The following is a 23,182-nucleotide window of genomic DNA, read 5'->3' on the forward strand; positions in this document are numbered from 1 at the left end:
GGCCCCACCTGATGAGGCCGGGATCTCGTCCGGCTCAGGGCACCAGCTCGATGGCGTCGTACGCCACCCCGGGGCTGAGGTAGGCGGTGCCGCCGGAGCCGCTGACGATGTCGATCGTCAGCTCCTGGTAGGCGTCGGCGGACTTGGTCCAGGCGCTCGCCGGGATGGCGTAGCTGTAGGTGTGGTTGTTGCCCCGGTAGGAGCCGACGGTCAGCGAGCGGGTCGTGGGTTCCTTGGCGGGCTGGGGGACGGCCGAGAGCCAGTCGTTGACCCTGATCCGGGGGCGGCCGTTCGCGAACGCGGTGGTGATGCCGATGTTGAGGGTGTGGCCGGAGGCCAGCTGCTGCTGCGTCAGCCTGAAGCGGATCTTCAGTTTGTTGTTGATGTCCGCCCACTGGTAGCAGGGGAAGTCCGCCGCAGACGAGGAGCCCACCGTGTGGACACCGGTGGCCCAGGGCCTGGCCCTCGCGTCGGAAGGGTGCATGGTGGTCATCAGGGAGGCGTTCTTGAAGCCTCCGGGGGTGCCGGTCCAGTCGCCGATCCGCCAGATCGCGGTGTTCCGGCTCGGGTCAGCGGTGATCTTCAGCGTGTGCAGGGCCGTCGTCTTCCCGGCCGTGACGGTGACGGACGTGGTGTGGACGGCGAGTTCGTCCTTGTACACGGTGAGCGTGTAGGTGCCGGGCAGCATGTACGGGGACATGAAGTGCCCGGTGACCGCGTCGGCCTTCGCCCAGTACTGGGCGGCGGCGTTCGCGAAGCCCACGGTGTAGGCGTGGCCGTCGCCGCGGCCGCTGATGCCGACGCCGGCGACGCGTCCGCGACCGCCGCGGCCGACCCAGCCGGCCAGGCCCAGACCGTCGACCCACGAGGTGTCGATGACGTCGTGGCTGAGCGAGCGGGCGGGGGCGCCACCGTCGGTGAAGGCGAGGACGTAGGGCCCCTGGAGGCCGAACCGCATCGGTTCGGTCTGGTTCTCCCCGTAGTAGAGGATCTCGTACAGCCCGGCGCCGTCCTCGTAGTGGTGGCGCATGAGTGAGCGGTAGAAGGGGCCGCCCGAGGCCTTCTCGTGGTTGCTGCGCACCATCCACATGCCGGTCTTGCCGTCGCTCCAGCCGACGTGGTCGTAGTCGATGACGCGCTGGTTGGAGTAGTGCTTGGAGCGGGTGGTGCCGTTGGGCTTGCGGCGGATGTCCTGGGCCTCGATGAGAGTGTCGGTGCGGGCGTCCCAGGTGTCGGGATTGTTGTTGGGGAACAGGCCGGGCTTGACGCGGACGATGTAGCGGGTGGCGGTGATGGAGGCGTCCGCCTTGTTCGTCCACATGTAGACGTTGTTCTCGCCGCGGCGGGCGGCGTAGTAGTGGTGCATCGTGCCGTGCACGACGGTGACCAGGATGGTGTCGCCGGACGTACGGATGCTCACGGACGAAGTGCCGAGCCCCGTCTCGACGTGGGAGTTCCGGTTGCCGTAGCCCTGGAACTCGGTGCCCTTGTAGACCAGGGAGGTCAGGTCGCCGTTGCGGTGGTCGACCTTGAAGACCAGGTCGGCGCCGGTGGTGATGACGTAGGCGCGCCCGTCGTTCCGGTACCCGAAGGCGCTGGGCGCCGCGTCGGCGCTGGCGAGCAGGGGGCCGGCGATGGCGGCGCCCCCGCCGAGGACGAGTCCGCCGGCGGCGGTTCTGAGCAGGACATCCCGGCGGGTCAGGCGCCGGCGACCGTGTGCGGCCATGGTTGTTCCGTTCGTGAGCAAGGAAGTGATGGAGCTGTAGTGCCTGGACGGCGGTGCGGCGGTGGTGGCCGGGCGGAGCCGGTTCACCACCGCCGCAGGTTGCCTTGCCTTCCGTTACCGGACGGTGCGGTAGGCGTTGTGGATCGTGCCGGTGTAGGTGTTGCCGGCGGTGTCGGCGAGGTTCGTCCTGAAGGAGACGGTGCCGGGGTTCTTCGGGTTGGTAAGGGTCAGGTAAGGCTTCCCGCTCGCCGCGCTGTGCACGGTGACCGGCTTCCAGGTGCGCCCGCCGTCGTACGACGCCTTCACCGTCAGCGACTTCAGGTGCCCCTTGGCCGCCGCCGGGCCCTGCAGGGACAGCGGGACGGTGATCCGGGCGCCCGCCTTCGCCGTGCCGGTCAGGCTCAGCTTCGGGTGGAAGCGGACGACGGACAGCGGCCAGGCGACCACCTCGGTCTCGGGAGTGTTCGCCGAGGTGAACGTCCACACGCCCTCGACGTGGTCACTGATCTTGTAGCCCTTGCTGCGGTCGGCGGTGATGGACAGCTTGTAGCGCGCCGTCCCGGCCCGCAGGTTGGCGTAGCTGTTCTGGCAGGTGTCCTCGGTGAAGTCGCCTATGACCTTGCTGCCGGAGGTGAGCCGGGTGCGGATCTGGATCTGCCGGGAGTAGGAGAAGTCGCCCGCCCCGTCGGAGAACATCGGCACGCACAGCGCGTAGTACCGGCCGACCCGCAGGCCGCCCACGATCTGCGTAGGTGTCACGATCGGGCCGTGGACACCGCCGTCCAGGGTGACGCGGTGCGTCCGGTTCGGCTCGAAGCGGCGCGGGGTGGTGAAGGCGGTCACGCCCTCTCCGTCGGTACCGTTCTGAGTCTGGGCGCCGAGATACCAGCGCATGCCGTGGTCGGCGGACAGGTACTGCACGACCGACGAGGTCGGCGCCGGCCGCAGGGGCCCTTCGAGGGGGAAGACGACCTGGTCGAGGGACGGCCAGCCGGGCATGGTCCACCAGGCTTGCGGCGAGGTCTCCGCCTTGGCCAGGGCCGTGGCGACGGAGGTGTTGACCCTGGCCATGCCCCGGGTGGAGGCGAAGGCACGGGTGAGGCCGTCGAAGAAGCCGCCGGCGCGGGTGGTCACCAGGGTGTACGACGGTGAGGTCGCGGTGCGCTGCCAGACGCCGCCGATCTGGGCGATGGCCAAGTTCGCGGGGGCTTTCGGGCCGACCTGGCCGAGGAAGGTGTCCTTGGCGTCGAGGCTGGCGCTGGCGGAGAAGTCGTAGGCCCGTTTGGCGCCGTGGGCGGCGAAGACGACCTGGCCGTCGCGCAGGGTGGCCCGGCGGTCCGGAGCGGTCACCTTCACCGGCTTGGCCTTGCGCCCGTCGAGGGCGACGGTGGTGTCATGGTCGAGCACGAGGTGGGGAGCGACCAACTGGGCGGACCGCCCGGCCGGGGTGGTGCTCGTGGCGCTGATCGCGTAGCGGCCCTTGGGCAGCCGCAGGGTGACCGTGCCGCGCTGCGCCTTGCCGTCGTCGTAGGGCGTGAACTGCTTGCCGGTGTCCAGGCCCGCCACGGTCACGTCGGGCTCGTTGTCGGGCTTGCCGTCCCGGCGGGTGGTGACCAGCTTCAGCGTGTGCGTCTCCACCGCGCGGTCGACGGCCACGGCGGTACGGACGCGCTGCCCGTCACCACTCGCGGTGACCGCGCCCGAGTACAGGCCGTCGGCGCTGCCGAGCCGGGTGTCGGCCGTGACCGTCGCCTTCGCGGTGCCGCCGGCCGGGACGGTCAGCCGGGCGGGGGAGACGGTGACCATGCCAGGGGGCGCGTCCTGGCCGTCGGGGCCGGTCGCGGTTGTGTCCAGGTCCAAGGTGACCGGCCGGGAGCCGTCGTTGCGGTAGGTGAGGGTTCTGGTGACCGGGATGTCGTCGTTGTGCGGCCAGGGGTCGGGTGTGCCGAAGTCGACCGAGGACGGCTCGCTGCTGACGGTGGCGCCGATCGCCCGGGTCAGGTCGACCCGGCCGGCACCGACGTCGTACGCAGTGACGCCGCTCAGCGTCCCGGCCGAGGCGGTGAGGGCGGACTTGAGCTGCTCGCCGGTCCAGCCGGGGTGCTCCTGGGCCACGATGGCGGCGGCGCCCGCGGTGTGCGGGGTGGCCATCGAGGTGCCGGACATCGACACATAGCCGGGCGCCTCGTCGTTGCCCTCGTGGCCGTGGGCGGCCTTCGCGGCGATGATGTCGACGCCGGGCGCGGCGATGTCCGGCTTGAGGCGGCCGTCGGCGGTGGGGCCGCGGCTGGAGAAGGAGGCGATCTTGTCGTGGCGGTCGACGGCGGCCACCGTCAGGGCCGCCGCGGCCGACCCGGGGGTGCCGAGGGTGGTGTCCGACGGGCCTGAGTTGCCTGCGGCTATCACGAACAGGGTGTGGGAGGAGGCCGACAGGTCGTTCACGGCCTTCTCCATGGGGTCGACGTCCGCGGTGTCAGGCGAGCCGAGGCTCATGTTGACGACCTTGGCGCCCTGCGCCACGGCCCACTGCATGCCGGCGATGATGTCCGAGTCGTCGCCGAAGCCCGTGTCGTCCAGGACCTTGCCGACGAGCAATTCCGCGCCGGGCGCCACGCCTTTGTACTTCCCGTCGCTCTTCGCGCCGGAGCCCACGATGGTGGAGGCGACGTGGGTGCCGTGGCCCTGCCGGTCGTCGGCGGAGTCGGAGCCGGTGAAGTTCCTGGCCTTGAGGATCCTGCCCTTCAGGTCCGGGTGGCCGGCGTCGACGCCGGTGTCCAGGACGGCGACCTTGACGCCCTTGCCGTCGTAGCCGGCCTTCCAGGCCGCCGGGGCACCGATCTGCGCGACCCCTCCGTGCGGGTCGGGAGCCGCAGTGTCCTGCGCGCTGATCCTGACCCGGCCGTCCAGCCACACCCGGTCGACACCGGGGGCGGCGGCCACGGCGGCCCGGCCGCCGACGGAGTCGGTCAACGCCCGCCACACCTTGCCCACGTCCGGCTTGTCGGCGGTCAGCGCGTCGCCGTTGACGGCCGGCAGCCGGTGCGTGACATCCGCCTCGGCGGCGAAGAGGGACTCCCTCGCGCCCTTCTGAACAGTGCTGGAGCCGGTGTAGGAGACGATCAGCGGCACCTGCTTGCGACGAGCGTCGTCGTAGCCGTCCTTGACCAGCTGCGTGACGTCGAACAGCCGGCGGTCCAGCTTGCCGCTGCCCAGCAGCCTCGTCGCGTCCAGCGGAACGACGTAGGTGTGCCCGGCGAAGCGCCGTACCGAGTACCCGACGCCGCTACGGCCCTTGCCCGGCCGTACCTCGACCACCCGGCCGCTGCCGTCCACACCGACGGTGTCACCGGTCAGCAGCGTCACGCGCGCGGCCGGCTTGGCCAGGCCTGGGTGGCCGCCCAAGGACGCGGCGGACCGGTCGGCCGGAGTGATCGGTGCGGCGGGGGCGACTGTCGCGGTCGCGGTGAGGCCGGCCAGGGCGAGTACGGCGGCGAGGCCGAATCCCGCCCTGCCATGTCCGTGCAGTCTCCTTCTCGTCCGCTGGTGCTTGTTCTGCAAAGGAAGGTCCCTTTCCCCGTGGTCGGTGCGTGGTCCGTACGCGGTCGCGTACGCGAGTGGAAGGGCGGCCCCGAGTCACCGAAGGGGGCATGGGTGACCGGGACCGCCTGCTGAAGGGCCGATGGCGAGGGAGTGCCACCGGCCGGCACCGACTCTGCGAGGCCGGGGAGTTGATAAGTAGGCCCTGACCAGCACTGAAAAATGCGGAGCGCCGACTGATGCGATGCGCATCGACCCCGACACAGCGCCGCGGTCCCCACCGAGTCGGGAACGCGCGCGGGCCCGCCGCGCGATACCCCGAACGCTCGGGATGTCCCGGGCGGTCGGGGGCGGCGTCAGCCGACGTTGTAGGCGTACGGACTGCCGGGTCCGGCGAAGCCCACGATGTCGGGTGCGACGGTGGGGGCGTGGGCCATCTCCATGTCGACGGGCTGGTCGGCGGTGCCGGATGCCGTCACAGCAGGCTGGAGTGCCGGGGCACGCGCCAGTACGCGGGGGTCGGGCAGGTCCAGATGGACGTCGAAGTCGGCCGGGCCACCCGCGGGGACGGTCCGTGTCCGCTCGGGCACCCCCGCGGAGGCGTAACTCCGACCGCTGAAACGGAGCTTGACCTGCCCTCGATAAGTTCCCAGTGGGGTGGTTCAACGTGTCTTCCGTGGTGGGCAAGGTGGTAGAGGTTGTACGGGGGTGGGGAGGTCAGTGCTTGCGGCGTTTGACGACGTAGGCGTACTGGTCGGGCCAGCGGGGCTCGGTGTCGAGCCTTCGGGGGCGGCGGAGTACATGCACATCGGGGACATCCACACCCGGTTGGGTATCTGAAGCGAACGCAGGGTGAGGGGAGTGAACAGGGAACTCATGCGCGTGGTGCTTCTTTTCGTGGTCGGTGATCGATGACAGCGCGGGCCTGGCTGCCGTCGTAGGTCAGGCGGTGATCGTGTGGAGGCCCGCGACGGGCGGGGCGTAGGCAGCTTCGAGGACCGTGGTGGTTTCCTGGGCGGTGGCTCCCTCGGCCGGATCGAAGGTGGCGTGCCAGCTGAGGAAGGCGCCACCGGTATCGGCGACGGGCTGGACGGCAGGCGTCGAGCAGTAGCTGCGGACCGGCAGCGGTGCCTGGAGGATTTCGTGTCAGCTTCCGGTCGGCCTCGTCCAGCGCCACGAGCCGTTCCCGGTAGGTGCTGCCGTCCGCCCCGGTGAGGAGGCGGACCGCACCGAGGGTGAGCCCGTTGCCGCCCAGATGATCTCGCTCGCCCGGATGGCCGGGTGCCAGTCGGGTAGGCCGTTGAACCGCCGGACGACGGCCCATGTCTAATCTGCGGAGCTGGTGAAGACTGAGCTCCAGTACCGCCTTTGCCGTCAGGCGGGCAGACGGGTGTCGATGACGAAGTTGGTCTCGATGAGCTGGCCGGGGAAGAACAGGTGGGCGACGCCGATGGTGCTGCTGGTGGGGCGGTGGTCGCCGAAGTAGGCCAGGTTGGCGGCCGCCATCGCGTTGTTGTACCTCGGCAGGTCAACGATGTACTGGGTCTCTGAGACGACCTGGTTGCGGGTGGCGCCGTAGTGGGCGAGGACCTTCTCGAAGTTGGCGAAGACCTGCGCGGTCTGGGCCTCGAAGTCATCCGCGTAGAGGAAGTTGCCCTCGTCGTCGTGGGAGAGCTGGCCCGAGACATAGATCGTATGGTCGACCTTGATGGCCTGGGCGAAGCCGAACTCGCGCTCGCCCGAGACGCCGTGGCTGTAGGAATCGATCGCAGTCATGGTGGCTGTCCTTCTCTGGTGGGGGGATGCGGGGGTGAGTTGTGGGGGCAGGCTCAGGCGGTGAGGCGGGCGACCGCGTCTGCGACGGGGGTGTCGCCGGAGGTCAGCTCGACGATGACGCGCCTGAGGGCGGGCTCGTGCAGGGCGGCGTCGATGAACGCGGCGACATCGTCGCGGTGCACGTCGCCGTACTCGACGGCCGGGCCCGCCGTGACCCGGCCGCTGCCGGGGGTGTCCAGCAGGGTTCCGGGACGGACGATCAGCCAGTCGAGATCGGTGCGCGTCAGGTACACGTCGGCGCTCTTCTTGACCTTGATGTAGTGCTCAAAGCCGTCACCGGCCTCGCCGCCGCGCAGGGCGTCGGGGAACACCGAGACGAGGACGAACCGCGTCACCCCGGCGAGCGCGGCCGCGTCGGCGGCCTTCTGCAGGCCCTTGCCGTCGATGAGGGTCGTCTTGTCCATGCCGGTACCGTGCGCACCGGCCGAGAAGACCACCGCGTCATGGCCCTGCATCTTCTGCGCGAGGTCGTCGACCGTGTCGGTGATGAGATCGCCGATCACCGGTATCCCGCCGGCCTCTCGCACGGTCTCGCCCTGAGCGGGCCCGCGATGCATGCCCGTCACCGAGTCTCCGCGTGCGGCAAGGAGTCGGGTGAGGCGGCGGCCGACTCCTCCAGCAGCGCCGATCTGGAACACGTTCATGGGTTCGTCCCGTCTTTCGAGTGGTGAGAGGGTGCGATGTCCGCCGGTCAGGCGGCGAACACCTGGGAGTCGTCGGCGAACGCTTTGAACTCCAACGCGTTGCCGGCCGGGTCGAGGAGGAACATCGTCCACTGCTCGCCCCTCTGGCCTTCGAAGCGCACGTAGGGCTCGATGACGAAACTGGTGCCCGCCGCGCGCAGCCGCTCGGCAAGCTGCTGGAAGGCCGGGATCGTCAGGATCAGCCCGAAGTGCGGTACCGGGACGTCGTGACCGTCGACCGGGTTGTGTATGCGCTGCGCGCGCTCCGGTGCCAGATGCGTGACGAACTGGTGGCCGTGCAGATTCCAGTCCACCCAGGTGTCCGCGCTGCGGCCCTGCTCCAAGCCCAGTACGTCGCCGTAGAAGCGGCGCGCGGCAGCCAGGTCGTCGACCGGCATGGCCAGGTGGAACCGAGGGATCGGGGAGTCGAGAACAGTCACGGCACTGCCTTTCCGAGAGTGGGTCCAGCGGGAGCGTGAACCTCATTGACTTAATGTTAACAATAAGACAATGAGTTGAATGTTAACATTAGGACGTAGATAGAGGAGGTGCAAGTTCAGACATGAGTGATCAGCGCAAGGTCTCCCCGGCCCGTCGCCGCGGCCTGTCGGACGAGGTCGCAGACCGGATCCGCGATGCCATCTTCAACGGGGCCTACGCCCCCGGCGCCCAACTGCGCGAGGTGGAACTGTCCGCCACGATGGACGTCAGCCGCGGTCCTGTACGTGAAGCACTGCGCGTACTGGAGCGCGAGGGACTGGTCCACTGCGCGTGGCACCGTGGGACGACAGTGACGACACTGTCTCCCGAAGATGTCGGAGAGCTCGACAGCCTGCGTGGCGCACTGGAAGACCTGGCTGTTCGTCAAGTGATCACGCGCGCCTCGGACGAGGACCTCACATCCCTCGCCAAGGCGGCCGAGGTCATGACGCACGTAACGGACGCCCACGAGATGGTGCGACTGGACATCGCTTTCCACGACGCCGTCTTCGCCGCCGCCGGCCACCGGCGCCTCGCCGACGCGTGGGACGGCATCCGGTGCCAGGTCCACCTGTTCCTGCTGACCCGGATCAACCTCAGCACCGACGGGTACCTCGGCTGCATCCCGCGCGAGCACCAGGGGCTCGTAACCGCGCTGCGCTCCCGCGACACCGAAACCACGCTTCGCCTCTTCGCCGCACATCGCCGCCACGCTGTCGACGTGGTGACCGGGAACACCGAACCGAACTGAGAGGGAGGTATGAGGTTGATATCTGATTTGCTGCTTTGTCGAGGATGAGCGGGCAGGTCGCGGCGACGCAGGGTGGAATCCCGCGTTCGGTGAGCCACTTGGGCTTCAGGCGGGTGTTGTTGATGGGGTTGTGCGCGATCTCCAGGTCCATCGCCTCGTACACCTGCCCCACCACCGGCCCTGGGCCACGTCATGGCTTTGGTTGTAGCGCAGCACTATCGGCTTTACGCCACCACCAGCAATGCCCATCTGACCACCCGCCGCCCGACGGTCCCACCGGAGACCACAGTAGAAAGGCTGGACAGACCGGCTGCTACCTCCTGCCCCCAAAGACGCTGGCGCGCTCGTCAACACGCGAACCAGCCCACAATCCCCATCGGTTGATCGAGGCTAAGCCTCCTGATCTGTGCCGACGCGCATGAACTCCTCACTCTCGCGGCTGATCACCGTGGCGAGTTCGTCGGGCATCGACAGGAACGGCGAGTGCCCGCTCGGCAGGTGGTCACAGACGACGTAGGTGGTCGGCATGTGACGCCACGCGGCGTCGGTTAGCGTCACTGCGCTCCGGCGAGGGACTTGTGTTCCAGCCGAGCGGCACAGGACTCCGCGATGTCCGTGGGCACGTCGTTGTAGAAGACGGGCAGTGGAGTGAGGGCGTCGACGTACCCTTCCTCCGGATGCAGATCCCACCAGGTCGGCGGCGGGCCGGTGAACAGGTCGGACACGCGCTGGCCGACATCGGCCACGAATGCGGCCACGTACACGACGCCGAGGACGTGCCGCTGCCCGCACACCGCCTGGGTCGTTGAGAGGCCACTGCCCGAGTGGGCCACGACGACGGTGGGCCTGTCGGCGCTCTTCGCCAACCCGGTTCTGATCGCTTCGACGTCCTCGGCGAAGCCGCCCAGCGCACTGAGGTCGGCCCCGCTAGACGGAAGAGCCACCGTGCGCACGGTACCGGGGAGTTTCGGGAGCAGTAGGTCCCAGGCCCACGGGCCATGCCATGCACCGTGCACGAGGAGCAGATCCGGTGAAGCTGCCGGGCCCCTGCGGGCAGACGACGTTGTCATGGGGCTCCCTCTCAGGCTGCGACTCGTGGTACGAAGCAGCCGGTTCGGCGGTTCTTCGGGTATAGCTCTGCGGCTTCCTGCTGCTGTTCAGAAGGAGCGGGCAGTGCGAGCGTTCAAGGTCCAGGTGCCTTGTGGTGGCCGGGTACTGGACTCGCCGTCGCGGAGGACGGGCTGGGTTCCAGGTGCTGGGCGGGATCGGGTTCGCCGCCGAACACCCGCGGCGCCGGTACCTGCGCCGGGCCGTCGTCCTGGACGGACTGCTGGGCAGTGCACGGGAGTTGACCCGTCAGGCCGGGGCGCTGCTGCGCGCGGAGGGCGCGGCGCCCCGGCAGGTGCGGCTGTGACTCACCAGGGCAGCGGACCGTTGGCGTCGAAGTAGCCCCCGGTCGGGCCGTCGGGACCGATCTGCGCCATGCGGACGATGACCTCGGCGCCCTCCTCGACGGACTGCGTGCCCGTGTTGTCGTTGAGGTCCGTCTTGATGAAGCCGGGCTCGACGGAGTTGATCCGCATGTCCGGGAACGCCTTCGCGTACTGCACGGTGAGCATGTTGACCGCGGTCTTGGACGCCGGGTAGGCGACGCCCGGGTAGAAGTGCGTGGGAGACTCGGGGGCGGAGAGGTTGGTCAGCGAGGCGAGGCCGCCGACGACGTTGACCACGACCGGTGCGGCCGAGCGCTGCAGCAGGGGCAGGAAGGCGTGGGTGACGCGGACGACGCCGAAGGCGTTTGTCTCGAAGGTGTCCCGCATCTGGTCGGCGGTCACGGTCGCGGCGGTGGGCTCACTGTGGGCGTCGGCCCTGCTCGCGGTTCCGGCGTTGTTGATCAGTACGTCGAGGCCGCCGTCGGCCGCGATGGTCTTGGCCGCGGCCTCGACCGTGGCGTCGTCGGTGACGTCGAGGAGGACGAACCGTGCGCCCAGCTGCTCGGCGGCCCGGCGTCCGCGCTCGGCGTCGCGGGCACTCACGTAGACGGTGTGACCTGCGGCGATGAGCTGGCGGGCGGTCTCGTGGCCGAGGCCCTTGTTGGCTCCGGTGATCAGTGTTGTCGTCATGCGTCCAGCCTCCGGTGCGGCGGCACGATCAGCCAGGAGACCCTTCTTCCTGGGACTGCGGGTACCAGGCACATGTACGGCCGACGGTGTTTCACTGGGGAACATGACGGCGACGGAACTCGGACAGGCGCTGCGGCGCTGGCGCGACCGGGTCACACCGGAGGCGCCGGGGCTGCCCTCCGGCGGTCACCGGCGCGCGGTCGGTCTGCGGCGCGAGGAACTGGCCCTGCTGGCCGGGATCTCGGCCGACTACATCACGCGCCTCGAACAGGGCCGGGCGGCCAACCCCTCCGGGCAGGTCGTCGAGGCGCTGGCCCGTGCGCTGCGGCTGTCGGGGGACGAGCGGGCATACCTGTTCGGGCTGGCAGGGCTGATTCCGCCCGGTCCCGACATGGTGCCCGGGTTCATCACGCCCAGCGTCCAGCGGCTGCTGGACCGGCTCGTCGACGCGCCCGTCGCGGTCTGTGACGCGGTCATGACGCTGCTGCTGGCCAACCCGATGTACGCGGCGCTGATGGGCGACCCGTCCGGCCTGCGCGGCGTGGAACGCAACGACGCGTGGCGCACCTTCATGGGTGCACCGACCCGGGTGCGGCACACCCCCGAGGAACGCAGCGCCTGCGAGGCCGGCATGGTCTCCCAGCTGCGGAGGACCGCCGCCCGCTATCCGGCGGACCGCCAACTGCGACGCCTGATCGCGGAGTTGCGCACCAACAGCGAGCGGTTCGCCGAGCTGTGGGACGCGGGCGCCGTGGGACGGTTCGAGGCCTGGCACAAGACGATCGAGCATCCGCAGGTAGGCCTGCTGACGCTGGACTGCGACCTGCTCCGGCTGGAGGAGAGCGACCTGTACATCCTCGTCTACTCGGCCGAGCCGGGCACCGGAGCCGCCGAGAAGCTGGAGCTGATCTCGGTGCTCGGCACCCAGAACCTGGTCGCTCCGGGGCTCTGACCAGTTCGGACGTCTTGGTCAAGGAGGGGGCGAGCACGACAAGCCGATGCTGCCGTACGGCAGCACTCGTCGTCGGTGGCGTCCTTGTCGTGCAGCGGGCGAAGCCCGCCGGGCAGGGCCGGAGTTGGAACGTGTGCCGTCCGTGCATGTTGATGTGGGGGCGGACGAACGCGGAGAGACGGGCCATGTCCTCGTTCGGGGTTCGGTCGGGATGGACCACGTCAACGGAAGCGGCGGATCGCGCGCGGGCGGCGGAACCCCGAGAGTACGACGGCGCACCTCGCGCGTACGGCACTCACACCCCCGCCCTCACCCCGGACGGCACCACCGGGCCGACGGAACCGACCGCGCCCCCCTTCCTGCACAGGATTGTGCGACATCGACAACCTGGCCGGAGTCAGCACTTCCCGCCCGGCCGCCCGCCCTCAACGCCGGCTGCCGCACTGCAGTTGCACCGATGCGCTCCCCTCCCGCACTCCATTGCCAACCAGAACCGATCAGGCAGCGGCGAACTCTCGAAACCACAAGGTCAGAGGGGCATCCGCACGCACACTCCGGGGAACCACACCACCACAAACCTCCGACCTACGCATTGCGCCTGCGCAGGTCAACAGCCGCAATCCCGCCCGGACGACGCACCATAAATGCTAGAAAACCCCAGGTCAGAGGCCTGACCTGGGGTTTGAAATGAGCCGCCTTCGGGATTCGAACCCGAGACCTACGCATTACGAGTGCGTTGCTCTGGCCATCTGAGCTAAGGCGGCGCGCCGTCCGCACTATGGTGCGATCAGCAACGTCGGTAAGTCTACACAGTTTCCGGGGGTGCTCCGTACCACCCCCGGTCAGCCCCGTTCCGGCCCGGTTCCCAGCCCTCTCCGCCCCCTCCGCCCCCGGAGCGAGGGCTTCCGGGGACGGAGCAGGGCCGGCCGAGACGCTAGGAGCAGCGCTTGTCGTGGGTGGGTGGCGTGCCCCGGAGGAGATAGGCGTTGATCGTTTTGTCGATGCACCTGCTGCCCCGCCCGTACGCCGTGTGACCGTCGCCGTCATAGGTGAGCAGCCGGGCCGAGGAGAGCTGGCCGGAGAGGGCGCGGGCCCAGCGGTAGGGGGTCGCCGGGTCGCGGGTGGTGCCGACCACGACGATCGGCGCCGCGCCCCTCGCCTCGATACGGCGCGGCTCACCGGTGGGCGCCACCGGCCAGTACGCGCAGTTCAGGGTCGCCCAGGCGAGGCCCTCACCGAAGACGGGGGACGCCTTTTCGAAGGCGGGCAGGGCTTCACGGACGTCGTCGGGGGTGGCGAAGGCCGCCGGGAGATCCAGGCAGTTCACGGCCGCGTTGGCGAACATCAGGTTCGTGTAGCGGCCGTCGGCGTCGCGCTCGTAGTAGCTGTCGGAGAGGGCGAGGAGGCCCGCGCCGTCGTTCTCCTTCATGGCCGAGGCCAGCGCGTCACGCAGTTGCGCCCAGGCCCCCTCGTCGTACATCGCCGCGATCACGCCGGTGGTGGCGAGGGATTCGCCGAGTACGCGGCCGTCCGGGTCGCCGGTCGGGATGGGTCGCGCATCGAGCTTCCCGAAGAAGGCCTTGAGGTTCTTGCCGACGCCGCTCGCCTTCGTGCCCAGCGGGCAGTCCCGCTGTCGCACACAGTCCCTGGCGAAGGCCTGGAACGCCGTCTCGAAGCCGGCCGTCTGGTCGAGGTTCATTCGACGGGCCGGCAGGGAGGGGTCCATGGCTCCGTCCAGGACCAGCCTGCCCACCCGGTTCGGGAAGAGCCCGGCGTACGTCGCCCCGAGGAAGGTGCCGTACGACGCCCCCACATACGTCAGCTTCTCGTCGCCCAGCGCCGCCCGCAGGATGTCCATGTCCCGGGCCGCCTCGGCGGTGGAGACATGGCGCAGGAGGCCGGGCGCATCTGCTCCGCACCCTTCCGCGAACCTCTTGTAGGTGGCGACGAGTGCGCCGGCCTCCTTCTCGTCGTCGGGCGTGAAGTCCGTCTGCGTGTACCTGTCCATCTGGCGACCGTTCAGGCATTTGACGGGCTCGCTGCGGGCGACTCCGCGCGGGTCGACCGCGACCATGTCGTACCGCGCACGTACGTCGGTCGGGTAGCCGATCCCCGCGTACTGCTGGAGGTAGGCGATCGCCGAGCCGCCCGGGCCGCCCGGGTTCACGAGCAGCGACCCGAGCCGCGCGCCCGGTCCCGTCGCCTTCTTGCGGGCCACGGCGAGCCTGATGTCCCCGGCGCCCGGCTCCGCGTAGTCGAGCGGCGCCTTCATCGTGGCGCACTGGAAGCCGGGCGTCCCGCAGCTGCGCCAGGTCAGCTTCTGCCCGTAGTACGGCGTGAGCGCGGCCGGCGTCGACCGCGGCAGTGCGGCCAGCGCCGCCTCGGCCGCCGGGTTCCCCGGGTGCGTCGATCCGCCGGAGGTGCAGGCGGAGGCGAGCAGCGCGGCGACGGCGAGGAAGGTGCCGACCGCGCGGACTCGCCGGAGGTTCGGGCGGCGGGTACGTGGGCCGTGCCCGGTCGGGCTCGGGTCTGTGCTGACTGGAGTGCGCCTGGTGTGCATCAAGCGAGCGTAACTCTGTGCAGTGGCTCGGATGCTGTGCGTGCACATCACGGCTCGTACGGGTTACATGGTCGGCCTCCTGTTGATCACTTGCGGGTGAGAGAGGTCGGACGAGTGGACGCGGGCGGCCGGTTCAGCCCGCTCTGAGTGCCATGGTCATCGCCTCCACCGCGAGCAGCGGCGCCACATTGCGGTCGAGGGCGTCGCGGCAGGCGGCGATCGCCTCGATGCGGCGCAGCGTGGACTCCGGGGCGCTGTCGCGGGCGAGGCGCTCCAGGGCGTCCTCGGCATCGGTGTTGGCGAGGGCGACGCGGGAGCCGAGCTGGAGGGCGAGGACATCGCGGTAGAAGGCGGTGAGGTCGGTCAGCGCGAGGTCGAGGCTGTCGCGCTGCGTCCGCGTACGGCGCCGCTTCTGCTTGTCCTCCAGCTCCTTCATCACGCCCGCCGTGCCGCGCGGCATCCTGCCGCCCTGGGCCGCGCCCAGCGCCGCCTTCAGCTCCTCGGTCTCCTTGCCGTCCATCTCCTCGGCGAGTTGCTTGGCGTCCTCGGCGGCGGCGTCCACGAGTTCCTGGGCTGCCTTGAGGCAGCCGCCGACGTCGCCGACCCGGAGGGGCAGCTTGAGGACGGCGGCCCGGCGCTCACGGGCGGCCGGGTCGGTGGCCAGGCGGCGAGCCCGGTCCACGTGGCCCTGGGTGGCGCGGGCCGCGGCGGCGGCGACCTCGGGCTCGATGCCCTCCCGTCGTACGAGCATGTCGGCGACGGCGTCGACCGAGGGCGTGCTCAGGTTCAGGTGGCGACAGCGGGAGCGGATGGTGGGCAGGACGTCCTCGATGGAGGGGGCGCAGAGCAGCCAGACCGTGCGGGGGGCGGGCTCCTCCACGGCCTTCAGGACGGCGTTGGCCGACTTCTCGTTCAGCCGCTCGGCGTCCTCGACGAGGATGATCTGCCACCGGCCGTTCGCCGGCGAGGTGAACGACTTGCGGACGGTGTCCCGCATGTCGTCGGCGAGGATCTGGGTGCCGACGGCGGCGACGGTGGTGACGTCGGCGTGCGTGCCGACGAGCGCCGTATGGCACCCGTCGCAGAACCCGCATCCGGGGGCGCCGCCGAGCGCCCGATCCGGGCTGACGCACTGCAGGGCGGCGGCGAAGGCCCGCGCCGTCTGATTCCGCCCCGCCCCGGGCGGCCCCGTGAACAACCAGGCGTGCGTCATCTTGGACGCCTCGGGGGGAGGCGCGTCGGCAGCGGCGGCGGTGACGAGGGCATCGGCGTCCCGAGCGGCAGCAGCCAGCTGCTCACTCACCCTCTCCTGCCCCACCAGGTCGTCCCACACGCTCATGGGTCACGCCGCCCTTCCGTCACATATCGCGTCGCGGATTCCATTGTGGGGGGCGGCACTGACAACGGGGTCAGGGCGAACGAAGGCGGGACGAACGAAGGCGGGGTGGAGGTCGGACGCCGACAGCGCCAGTTCAACAGCGCGCACCGGCCCGACAGCCTGTGGGGCCGAACCTCGCGGCACGGCAAGGCCGACTCACCGCCGGTTCAGCAACCGATCTCAGGGCCACCCGACCTCAGCGCCGCCGGCCCCGTCCCCGGCCACCCTCGTCGTCGTACTCGTCCTCACGCGGCCCCAACAGCTCATCCGCCAGCGTCGGCAGATCGTCCAGCGGGGTCTCCTCGGCCCAGTCGGACCGAGCCCTGCGCCGGGGCGCCCCCGACTCGTCGACCTGAGGCATCTCGCGCGTACGTTCCTGGTCCCGGAAGTACCCCGGCGGAATCCGATCGGCAGACGCCTCGCCCGACACCTCGCCCGATCCCGACCCCGCCCCCGACACGGGAGGCAGCACCGCAGTCTCGTCCGCGGCCCCCGGAGGAACCGGCGGAAGCACAGCGGTCTCATCGGCAGCACCCGGCACCACCGGCGGAAGCACAGCCGTCTCGTCCGCCGCCCCCGAAGGCACCGGCGGCTGCGGCAGCTTCGCCGTCACCTCGGATTCGGATTCCCCGGAAGGACGGTCGCCGGAAGTGCGGTCACCGGCAGGACGGTCACCGGAAGAACCCTGACCGCCAGGCTCCCGCCGCTCCTCACCCCGCACCGGCCGCAACACAGTCGTCTCGTCCGACGCCCCACCTGGCACCTTCCCCGGCGTCACCATCGGCGTGGGCACCGTCGCCGCGTCCCCAGGAGCAGCCGCGGCCGCAGGCCCCGTCGGCCTCGGACCCGCCTGCGCCGACGCCGCCGCCTGCTCGGCCAGCCGCCGCGCCTCCTCGGCCCGCAGCAGAGCTTCCTCGGCCTTGCGCTGCTTCTCCAGGCGGAGCGCCTCCGCCTCGGCCCGCAGCCGGGCCTCTTCCTCGGCCTGCTTGCGGCGTCGCTCCTCGTCGGCCTTGCGGCGCGCTTCTTCCTCGGCGCGCACCTTCTCCTCCGCGAGGAGCCGCTGGCGCTCCTCCTCGGCACGCCGACGCGCTTCCTCGGCCCGCTGCCGGGCCTCCTCCGCCTGCCGTTCGGCCTCGCGCCGCTGCGCCTCCTCCAGCTCGCGCCGCTTGCGCTCCTCCTCCTCGGCACGCAGCCGGGCGAGCTGCTCCTGGCGCTCACGCTCCAGGCGCTCCTCCTCGGCCTTGCGGGCGGCCTCCTCCTCGGCCTTGCGGCGGGCCTCCTCCTCGGCCTTGCGCCGAGCCTCCTCCTGCGCCTGGATCTCCGCCTCGGACAGCGGCAGCATCTGGTCGAGCCGATGCCGGACGACCGTCGTGACGGCCTCGGGCTCCTGGCCCGCGTCCACCACCAGGTACCGCCCGGGGTCGGCCGCGGCCAGCGCCAGGAAGCCGGACCGCACGCGCGCGTGGAACTCGGCCGGCTCCGACTCCAGCCGGTCCGGCGCCTCGGTGAAGCGCTCGCGGGCGATCTCCGGCGAGACGTCCAGCAGCACGGTCAGATGCGGCGCGAGTCCGTTCGTCGCCCAGCGGTTGATGCGGGCGATCTCCGTCGGGGACAGGTCACGGCCCGCCCCCTGGTAGGCGACCGAGGAGTCGACGTACCGGTCGGAGATCACGACCGCGCCCCGCTCCAGGGCGGGCCGGACCACCGTGTCGACGTGCTCCGCGCGGTCCGCCGCGTACAGCAGCGCCTCCGCCCGGTGTGACAGCCCCGCACTCGACACGTCCAGCAGGATCGACCGCAGCCGCTTGCCGACCGGCGTCGCGCCCGGCTCGCGCGTGACGACGACCTCATGGCCCTTGCCCCGGATCCACTCGGCGAGCGCCTCGGCCTGGGTGGACTTCCCGGCGCCGTCTCCGCCCTCCAGGGCGATGAAGAAGCCGGACGTCGCGGGCACCTGCTCCGGGTCGTCCCCGCCGAGCAGCGCGTCCCGCAGGTCCTGCCGCAGCGGCACACCGGAACGGTCGTCGACCTTGGCCAGCACCAGCACGGCCACCGGCAGCAGCAGCGCCCCGACCAGCATCAGCGTGAACGCCGCACCGCCGTGCGCGAAGACGAACTTGCCGCTCTCCAGCCGGTGCGGCCCGATGAGCGCGGCCACGCTGGGCGCGATCACCGCACCGAGGGCCACACACACCCGTACGACCGCGTGCAGATGCTCGGTCGTCCGCGGCCGCCGGAATTCCTCGGCCTCCTGGTCGAGCAGCGTGTGCCCGGTGTTGGCGGCGACGCCGGCGCCGATCCCGGCCAGCGCGACGATCAGCAGCACGGTGGTGACGTCTGGGACGAGTCCCGCGGCCAGCAGTGCGATGCCGGTGAAGGCGATCGCCAGCGCCAGCAGCCGGCGCCGCGACAGGGCGGGCACCACGGAGGGCGCCGTACGGATGCCGACGACCACTCCGCCGGTCAGCGCGAGCACCAGCAGGCCGTACAGCACCGGCCCGCCGCCGAGGTCCTTGGCGTGCAGCACGGCCACGGCGACCGCCGCGGCCACCGCTGCGGCGACCGCCGCGCACGCCGTCACCAGCAGCGGGATGGCGCCGGTACGGCCCTTGTCGACGCCGGCGCCCGTCTTGGGGCGGCGCAGGCCCTCCAGCGGCGACCGCGCGCGCGGGGTGCGCGTGTCGGGCAGCTCCAGGAAGGTCAGCACGGACAGGGACGCGGCGAACAGACCCGCCGCGACATACGACGCGAGGGCGGCCTGGTGCTGGTCGAACCAGTCGAGTCCGGCACCCAGGAGGTTGTTGAGCAGGGCGGCGACGACGAGTGCGGCGGCGGCCAGGGGGATCGCCACGAAACTCGTACGCAGCGACAGGCGGCGCAGGGCGTCCATGTGGTCCGGCAGCGGTCGTACCGTCGCGCCCTCCGGGGGCGGGGGCGGCAGCAGCGCGGGCGCCGCGCTCTCCCGGCACACCGTCCAGAAGCGCTCGGCGACGCCGGTCACGAAGACGGTGACCAGGAGGACGGCCAGCGCGTTGTCCGGCGTCCAGTCGATCCACAGGGGCGCGATGATCAGCAGGGCGACCCGCAGGCCGTCTGCGCCGACCATGGTCCAGCGCCGGTCGAGCGGGCCTTCCTGGGAGGTCAGCGACGTCAGGGGCCCGAGGAGTACGGCGCCGAAGAGCAGCGTCGCCAGGATGCGCACGCCGAAGACGGTCGCCACTGCGAACGCCACGCCCCGGTACCCGCCGCCGAACGAGCCCTCGGCGATCGCCGCCTGAAGGGCCAGCAGGACCAGCACAAGGAGGGCGAGCAAGTCGCCGACACCGCCCACCAACTGCGCGCTCCACAAGCGCTTCAGCTGCGGTCGGCGCAGCAGGGCGCGGACGGCACGCTCGCGGGAGTCCGCGGCAAGGGCGTCGTCGGAGGCGGGGTGGGGGGCCGTTGGCTGCTCGGCTCGCGTCATGCTTTCAGCCTATCGGGACCTACTGACAGCCCGACGCGCACGCCCGAACGTACGCGCGCCCCGACACCAAACTGATGCCGAGGCGTTCGTTTTGCGAACCGGAAGTGAAGAACCGGACCCTCAACCGGGCTCAGAAAGAGCCCCGTTGCCAGTCCGGTCCTTGCGGCTCAGTCCTCGCTCGCCGACTTCGAAGCAGCCGCCTTCTTCGCGGTCGTCTTCTTCGCGGCCGTCGTCGTCTTCTTCGCCGCGGTCTTCTTGGCGGCCGTCTTCTTGGCCGGGGCGGCCTTCTTGGCGGTCGTCTTCTTCGCGGGGGCCTTCTTCGCCGTCTTCTTGGCGGGCCCCTTCGCGCGCTTCTCGGCGAGCAGCTCGAAGCCGCGCTCCGGGGTGATCGTCTCGACGCTGTCGCCGGAGCGCAGGGTCGCGTTGGTCTCCCCGTCGGTGACGTACGGCCCGAAGCGACCGTCCTTGACGACGACCGGCTTCTCGCTGACCGGGTCCACGCCCAGTTCCTTCAGCGGCGGCTTGGCGGCCGCGCGCCCACGCTGCTTGGGCTGGGCGTAGATCGCCTGCGCCTCCTCCAGCGTGATCGTGAAGAGCTGCTCCTCGGACTGGAGCGAGCGCGAGTCCGTGCCCTTCTTCAGGTACGGGCCGTAGCGGCCGTTCTGCGCGGTGATCTCCACGCCGTCCGCGTCGGTGCCGACGACGCGCGGCAGCGACATCAGCTTGAGCGCGTCCTCGAGCGTCACCGTGTCCAGCGACATCGACTTGAACAGCGAGGCCGTACGCGGCTTGACGGCGTTCTTGCCGGTCTTCGGGGTGCCCTCGGGGAGCACCTCGGTGACGTACGGGCCGTAGCGGCCGTCCTTGGCGACGATCGCGTGGCCGCTCTCCGGGTCGGTGCCCAGCTCGAAGTCGCCGCTGGGCTTGGCCAGCAGCTCTTCGGCCAGCTCGACGGACAGCTCGTCGGGCGCCAGGTCGTCCGGGATGTCGGCGCGCTGGTGCTGCTCGGTGTCCTTCTCGCCGCGCTCGATGTACGGGCCGTAGCGCCCGACCCGCAGCACGATGTCGTTGCCGACCGGGAACGACGACACCTCACGCGCGTCGATCGCGCCCAGGTCGGTCACCAGCTCCTTGAGGCCACCGAGGTGGTCCCCGTCGCCGTTGCCCGCCTCGGCCGCGCCGCCGTTGTGCGTGCCCTCGCCGAAGTAGAACCGCTTCAGCCACGGCACGGACTGGGCCTCACCGCGGGCGATGCGGTCGAGGTCGTCCTCCATCTTGGCGGTGAAGTCGTAGTCGACGAGCCGCCCGAAGTGCTTCTCCAGGAGGTTGACCACGGCGAAGGAGAGGAAGGACGGGACGAGCGCCGTGCCCTTCTTGAACACATAACCGCGGTCGAGGATCGTGCCGATGATCGACGCGTACGTCGACGGGCGGCCGATCTCGCGCTCTTCCAGCTCCTTGACCAGCGAGGCCTCGGTGTAGCGGGCCGGGGGCTTGGTGGCGTGCCCGTCGACCGTGATCTCCTCGGCACTGAGCGCGTCGCCCTCGGCGACCTGCGGCAGCCGGCGCTCACGGTCGTCCAGCTCGGCGTTCGGGTCGTCGGCGCCCTCGACGTAGGCCTTGAGGAAGCCGTGGAAGGTGATCGTCTTGCCGGAGGCGCTGAACTCGACGTCCCGCCCGTCGGCCGCCGTGCCGCCGATCTTGACCGTGACCGAGTTACCGGTCGCGTCCTTCATCTGGGAGGCGACCGTCCGCTTCCAGATCAGCTCGTAGAGCTTGAACTGGTCGCCGGTCAGCCCGGTCTCGGCAGGCGTGCGGAAGCGGTCGCCGGAGGGGCGGATCGCCTCGTGGGCCTCCTGCGCGTTCTTGACCTTGCCGGCGTAGGTGCGCGGCTGCGGCGGCAGGTAGTCGGCGCCGTACAGGTGCGTGACCTGGGCACGAGCTGCGGCGACGGCGGTGTCGCTCAGCGTCGTGGAGTCCGTACGCATGTAGGTGATGTAGCCGTTCTCGTACAGCTTCTGCGCGACCTGCATGGTGGCCTTCGCGCCGAAGCCGAGCTTGCGGCTCGCCTCCTGCTGCAGCGTCGTCGTACGGAACGGGGCGTACGGCGAGCGGCGGTACGGCTTGGACTCGACGGACCGGACGGCGAACTGCGTCTGCTCCAGGGCGGCGGCCAGGGCGCGGGCGTTCGCCTCGTCGAGGTGGAGGGTGTTCGCGCTCTTGAGTTGTCCCAGGGAGTCGAAGTCGCGGCCCTGCGCGACCCGCCTGCCGTCGACGGTCTGCAGGCGGGCGACCAGCGACGACGGGTCCGACGAATCCCCCGCGCGGCCGGTCGCGAAGGTGCCCGTCAGGTCCCAGTACTCAGCAGAACGAAACGCGATGCGCTCGCGTTCCCGCTCCACGACAAGTCGTGTGGCGACCGACTGGACACGGCCGGCCGACAGGCGCGGCATGACCTTCTTCCACAGGACCGGCGAGACCTCGTAGCCGTAGAGGCGGTCGAGGATGCGGCGGGTCTCCTGGGCGTCGACGAGCTTCTGGTTGAGCTGGCGCGGGTTGGCGACAGCGGCCTGGATCGCGGCCTTGGTGATCTCGTGGAAGACCATCCGCTTGACCGGGACCTTGGGCTTGAGCACTTCCTGCAGGTGCCACGCGATGGCCTCGCCCTCGCGGTCCTCATCGGTGGCGAGGTAGAGCTCGTCGGAGTCCTTCAGCAGGTCCTTGAGCTTCTTGACCTGGGCCTTCTTGTCGGCGTTGACGACATAGATCGGCTCGAAGTCGTGCTCTACGTCCACGCCGAGGCGGCGGACCTCGCCGGTGTACTTCTCCGGCACCTCCGCGGCGCCGTTGGGGAGGTCGCGGATGTGCCCGACGCTCGCTTCGACTACGTAGCCGGGGCCCAGGTAGCCCTTGATCGTCTTCGCCTTGGCAGGCGACTCGACGATGACGAGTCGGCGGCCGCCCTGTGCGGTCTCGCTGGTCGGGGACAACTTCGCTCTTCTCTCCGGTCGACGCTGGGGCCTTCCCAGGGTCAAGCGGCTCCGGGGAGGTGCAGGTGCGTTCCCGCGCCCGCCGTGGCAGCGGCTGCTTTCACAGCCGGTGCGTGCTCTCGGTGTGCCGGGTGAAAGCTCTCGTAGCGGAGCTACCAGGGCCTTCGGCCGGTGCGGCGAGAGTGCGTGCCGGGCGGCGCGGGTCGTGCCTGCACCTCCCCGGGGTCGCTTAGGGCCCGGGGTCGGGTGGTGGTGACGCTGCGGAGTGTGACGGTACATCCCGCCCCGTTGTCAAACGGGAAAAGCCCGCAACGGCCACTCGAACGGTAACCCGACTTCCGCCATTCCTGCCGCCCGGAGTGCCCACCGGCCTTTTCGAGCCTTTCCGGAAGAGGCCCTCCCAATTATCTGCCGCGCAGCTCGCGGGCCGTTCTCAGAGGCGGGTGAAGCACCACGTTCCGAGGATCAACGCGATCACCGAGGCGAGGCCCGCAAGCGTCGCCGATGCGACGGGGCTCACATTGTGGGCGACGGGCCGGCGCTGTCGCACCCGGACTGCGGTCCACACCAGCAGCCCGCCTCCGAACAGGGCGAACACGACCCCGGCGAAGATCGCCGGTCCCCTTTCCATGGTTCCGCTTGCCCCATTTCTCCCGTCCGCGAGTGCCCAGCCCGGCGAGGCTGACACGCGCGGACGGCGCAC

Annotated in this window: 17 protein-coding genes and 1 tRNA gene; 3 read left to right on the forward strand and 15 right to left on the reverse strand. The window is 70.5% G+C overall.

Annotated elements, in window-relative coordinates; all coding sequences use genetic code 11:
- Positions 1-34: 34 nt before the first annotated feature.
- From EHO50_RS26095 to EHO50_RS26130, 6 genes are all read right to left on the reverse strand, one after another.
- Positions 35-1,726 carry a rhamnogalacturonan lyase B N-terminal domain-containing protein gene (locus EHO50_RS26095; RefSeq protein WP_128433649.1) on the reverse strand — a complete coding sequence of 564 codons (1,692 nt, stop codon included), beginning with the start codon at positions 1,724-1,726 and terminating at the stop codon, positions 35-37.
- 114 nt (positions 1,727-1,840) lie between these two features.
- A complete protein-coding gene (locus EHO50_RS26100) occupies positions 1,841-5,284 on the reverse strand; it encodes a S8 family serine peptidase (protein WP_128433650.1) in 3,444 nt (1,147 codons plus the stop codon).
- A 335-nt stretch (positions 5,285-5,619) separates the two neighbouring features.
- Positions 5,620-5,853 carry a hypothetical protein gene (locus tag EHO50_RS26105; RefSeq protein ID WP_128433651.1) on the reverse strand — a complete coding sequence of 78 codons (234 nt, stop codon included), beginning with the start codon at positions 5,851-5,853 and terminating at the stop codon, positions 5,620-5,622.
- Positions 5,854-6,637: 784 nt separating this feature from the next.
- Positions 6,638-7,039, reverse strand: coding sequence for a RidA family protein (locus EHO50_RS26120; RefSeq protein ID WP_128433652.1), 402 nt, complete (start codon positions 7,037-7,039; stop codon positions 6,638-6,640).
- A 53-nt stretch (positions 7,040-7,092) separates the two neighbouring features.
- Positions 7,093-7,743, reverse strand: a complete 651-nt coding sequence (locus EHO50_RS26125; RefSeq protein ID WP_128433653.1) for an NAD(P)H-binding protein — start codon at positions 7,741-7,743, stop codon at positions 7,093-7,095.
- A 47-nt stretch (positions 7,744-7,790) separates the two neighbouring features.
- A complete protein-coding gene (locus EHO50_RS26130) occupies positions 7,791-8,222 on the reverse strand; it encodes a VOC family protein (RefSeq protein ID WP_128433654.1) in 432 nt (143 codons plus the stop codon).
- A 122-nt stretch (positions 8,223-8,344) separates the two neighbouring features.
- Between EHO50_RS26130 and EHO50_RS26135 the strand changes: the two genes are divergently transcribed.
- Positions 8,345-9,013, forward strand: coding sequence for a GntR family transcriptional regulator (locus tag EHO50_RS26135; RefSeq protein WP_128433655.1), 669 nt, complete (start codon positions 8,345-8,347; stop codon positions 9,011-9,013).
- A 390-nt stretch (positions 9,014-9,403) separates the two neighbouring features.
- On the opposite strand, the gene EHO50_RS44140 is transcribed toward EHO50_RS26135, so the two are convergent.
- Together EHO50_RS44140 and EHO50_RS26140 are read right to left on the reverse strand one after the other, a co-directional pair.
- On the reverse strand, positions 9,404-9,541 hold the full coding sequence (locus EHO50_RS44140) for a hypothetical protein (RefSeq protein WP_164904948.1): 138 nt from the start codon (positions 9,539-9,541) through the stop codon (positions 9,404-9,406).
- A 26-nt stretch (positions 9,542-9,567) separates the two neighbouring features.
- Positions 9,568-10,083 (reverse strand): alpha/beta fold hydrolase, encoded by a 516-nt coding sequence (locus EHO50_RS26140; protein ID WP_128433656.1) that lies wholly within the window; start codon positions 10,081-10,083, stop codon positions 9,568-9,570.
- A gap of 182 nt (positions 10,084-10,265) precedes the next feature.
- On the opposite strand from EHO50_RS26140, the gene EHO50_RS26145 reads away from it, so the two are divergent.
- Positions 10,266-10,427 carry a hypothetical protein gene (locus EHO50_RS26145; RefSeq protein ID WP_246101445.1) on the forward strand — a complete coding sequence of 54 codons (162 nt, stop codon included), beginning with the start codon at positions 10,266-10,268 and terminating at the stop codon, positions 10,425-10,427.
- 1 nt (position 10,428) lies between these two features.
- On the opposite strand, the gene EHO50_RS26150 is transcribed toward EHO50_RS26145, so the two are convergent.
- Positions 10,429-11,136 carry an SDR family NAD(P)-dependent oxidoreductase gene (locus EHO50_RS26150; RefSeq protein WP_128433657.1) on the reverse strand — a complete coding sequence of 236 codons (708 nt, stop codon included), beginning with the start codon at positions 11,134-11,136 and terminating at the stop codon, positions 10,429-10,431.
- Between the two features lie 103 nt (positions 11,137-11,239).
- Here EHO50_RS26150 and EHO50_RS26155 point away from each other — a divergent pair, with 103 nt between their 5' ends.
- On the forward strand, positions 11,240-12,088 hold the full coding sequence (locus EHO50_RS26155) for a helix-turn-helix transcriptional regulator (protein WP_128433658.1): 849 nt from the start codon (positions 11,240-11,242) through the stop codon (positions 12,086-12,088).
- Between the two features lie 690 nt (positions 12,089-12,778).
- Here EHO50_RS26155 and EHO50_RS26160 read toward each other — a convergent pair.
- From EHO50_RS26160 to EHO50_RS26185, 6 genes are all read right to left on the reverse strand, one after another.
- Positions 12,779-12,852 (reverse strand) — tRNA-Thr (locus tag EHO50_RS26160).
- 170 nt (positions 12,853-13,022) lie between these two features.
- Positions 13,023-14,648, reverse strand: a complete 1,626-nt coding sequence (locus EHO50_RS26165) for an alpha/beta hydrolase (protein WP_128433659.1) — start codon at positions 14,646-14,648, stop codon at positions 13,023-13,025.
- Between the two features lie 133 nt (positions 14,649-14,781).
- Positions 14,782-15,987: a DNA polymerase III subunit delta' gene (locus EHO50_RS26170; protein ID WP_128433660.1), complete on the reverse strand. Its 1,206-nt coding sequence runs from the start codon at positions 15,985-15,987 to the stop codon at positions 14,782-14,784.
- Between the two features lie 235 nt (positions 15,988-16,222).
- Positions 16,223-19,489 (reverse strand): dTMP kinase, encoded by a 3,267-nt coding sequence (gene tmk, locus EHO50_RS26175; RefSeq protein ID WP_128433661.1) that lies wholly within the window; start codon positions 19,487-19,489, stop codon positions 16,223-16,225.
- Positions 19,490-19,656: 167 nt separating this feature from the next.
- A complete protein-coding gene (gene topA, locus EHO50_RS26180; RefSeq protein ID WP_128433662.1) occupies positions 19,657-22,479 on the reverse strand; it encodes a type I DNA topoisomerase in 2,823 nt (940 codons plus the stop codon).
- A 433-nt stretch (positions 22,480-22,912) separates the two neighbouring features.
- Positions 22,913-23,110, reverse strand: a complete 198-nt coding sequence (locus tag EHO50_RS26185; protein ID WP_128433663.1) for a hypothetical protein — start codon at positions 23,108-23,110, stop codon at positions 22,913-22,915.
- Positions 23,111-23,182: the final 72 nt, after the last annotated feature.

Origin of the sequence: Streptomyces cyaneus, assembly GCF_004028635.1 — a bacterium.
Lineage (GTDB): Bacteria > Actinomycetota > Actinomycetes > Streptomycetales > Streptomycetaceae > Streptomyces > Streptomyces cyaneus.

Bases quoted from the DNA above. Each gene is read 5' to 3' on its own strand.
- EHO50_RS26095 (WP_128433649.1), bottom strand. From the start codon at position 1,726: ATGGCCGCACACGGTCGCCGGCGCCTGACCCGCCGGGATGTCCTGCTC.
- EHO50_RS26120 (WP_128433652.1), bottom strand. From the start codon at position 7,039: ATGACTGCGATCGATTCCTACAGCCACGGCGTCTCGGGCGAGCGCGAG.
- EHO50_RS26125 (WP_128433653.1), bottom strand. From the start codon at position 7,743: ATGAACGTGTTCCAGATCGGCGCTGCTGGAGGAGTCGGCCGCCGCCTC.
- EHO50_RS26135 (WP_128433655.1), top strand. From the start codon at position 8,345: ATGAGTGATCAGCGCAAGGTCTCCCCGGCCCGTCGCCGCGGCCTGTCG.
- EHO50_RS44140 (WP_164904948.1), bottom strand. From the start codon at position 9,541: ATGCCGACCACCTACGTCGTCTGTGACCACCTGCCGAGCGGGCACTCG.
- EHO50_RS26140 (WP_128433656.1), bottom strand. From the start codon at position 10,083: ATGACAACGTCGTCTGCCCGCAGGGGCCCGGCAGCTTCACCGGATCTG.
- EHO50_RS26150 (WP_128433657.1), bottom strand. From the start codon at position 11,136: ATGACGACAACACTGATCACCGGAGCCAACAAGGGCCTCGGCCACGAG.
- EHO50_RS26155 (WP_128433658.1), top strand. From the start codon at position 11,240: ATGACGGCGACGGAACTCGGACAGGCGCTGCGGCGCTGGCGCGACCGG.
- EHO50_RS26165 (WP_128433659.1), bottom strand. From the start codon at position 14,648: ATGCACACCAGGCGCACTCCAGTCAGCACAGACCCGAGCCCGACCGGG.
- EHO50_RS26170 (WP_128433660.1), bottom strand. From the start codon at position 15,987: ATGAGCGTGTGGGACGACCTGGTGGGGCAGGAGAGGGTGAGTGAGCAG.
- tmk (WP_128433661.1), bottom strand. From the start codon at position 19,489: ATGACGCGAGCCGAGCAGCCAACGGCCCCCCACCCCGCCTCCGACGAC.
- EHO50_RS26185 (WP_128433663.1), bottom strand. From the start codon at position 23,110: ATGGAAAGGGGACCGGCGATCTTCGCCGGGGTCGTGTTCGCCCTGTTC.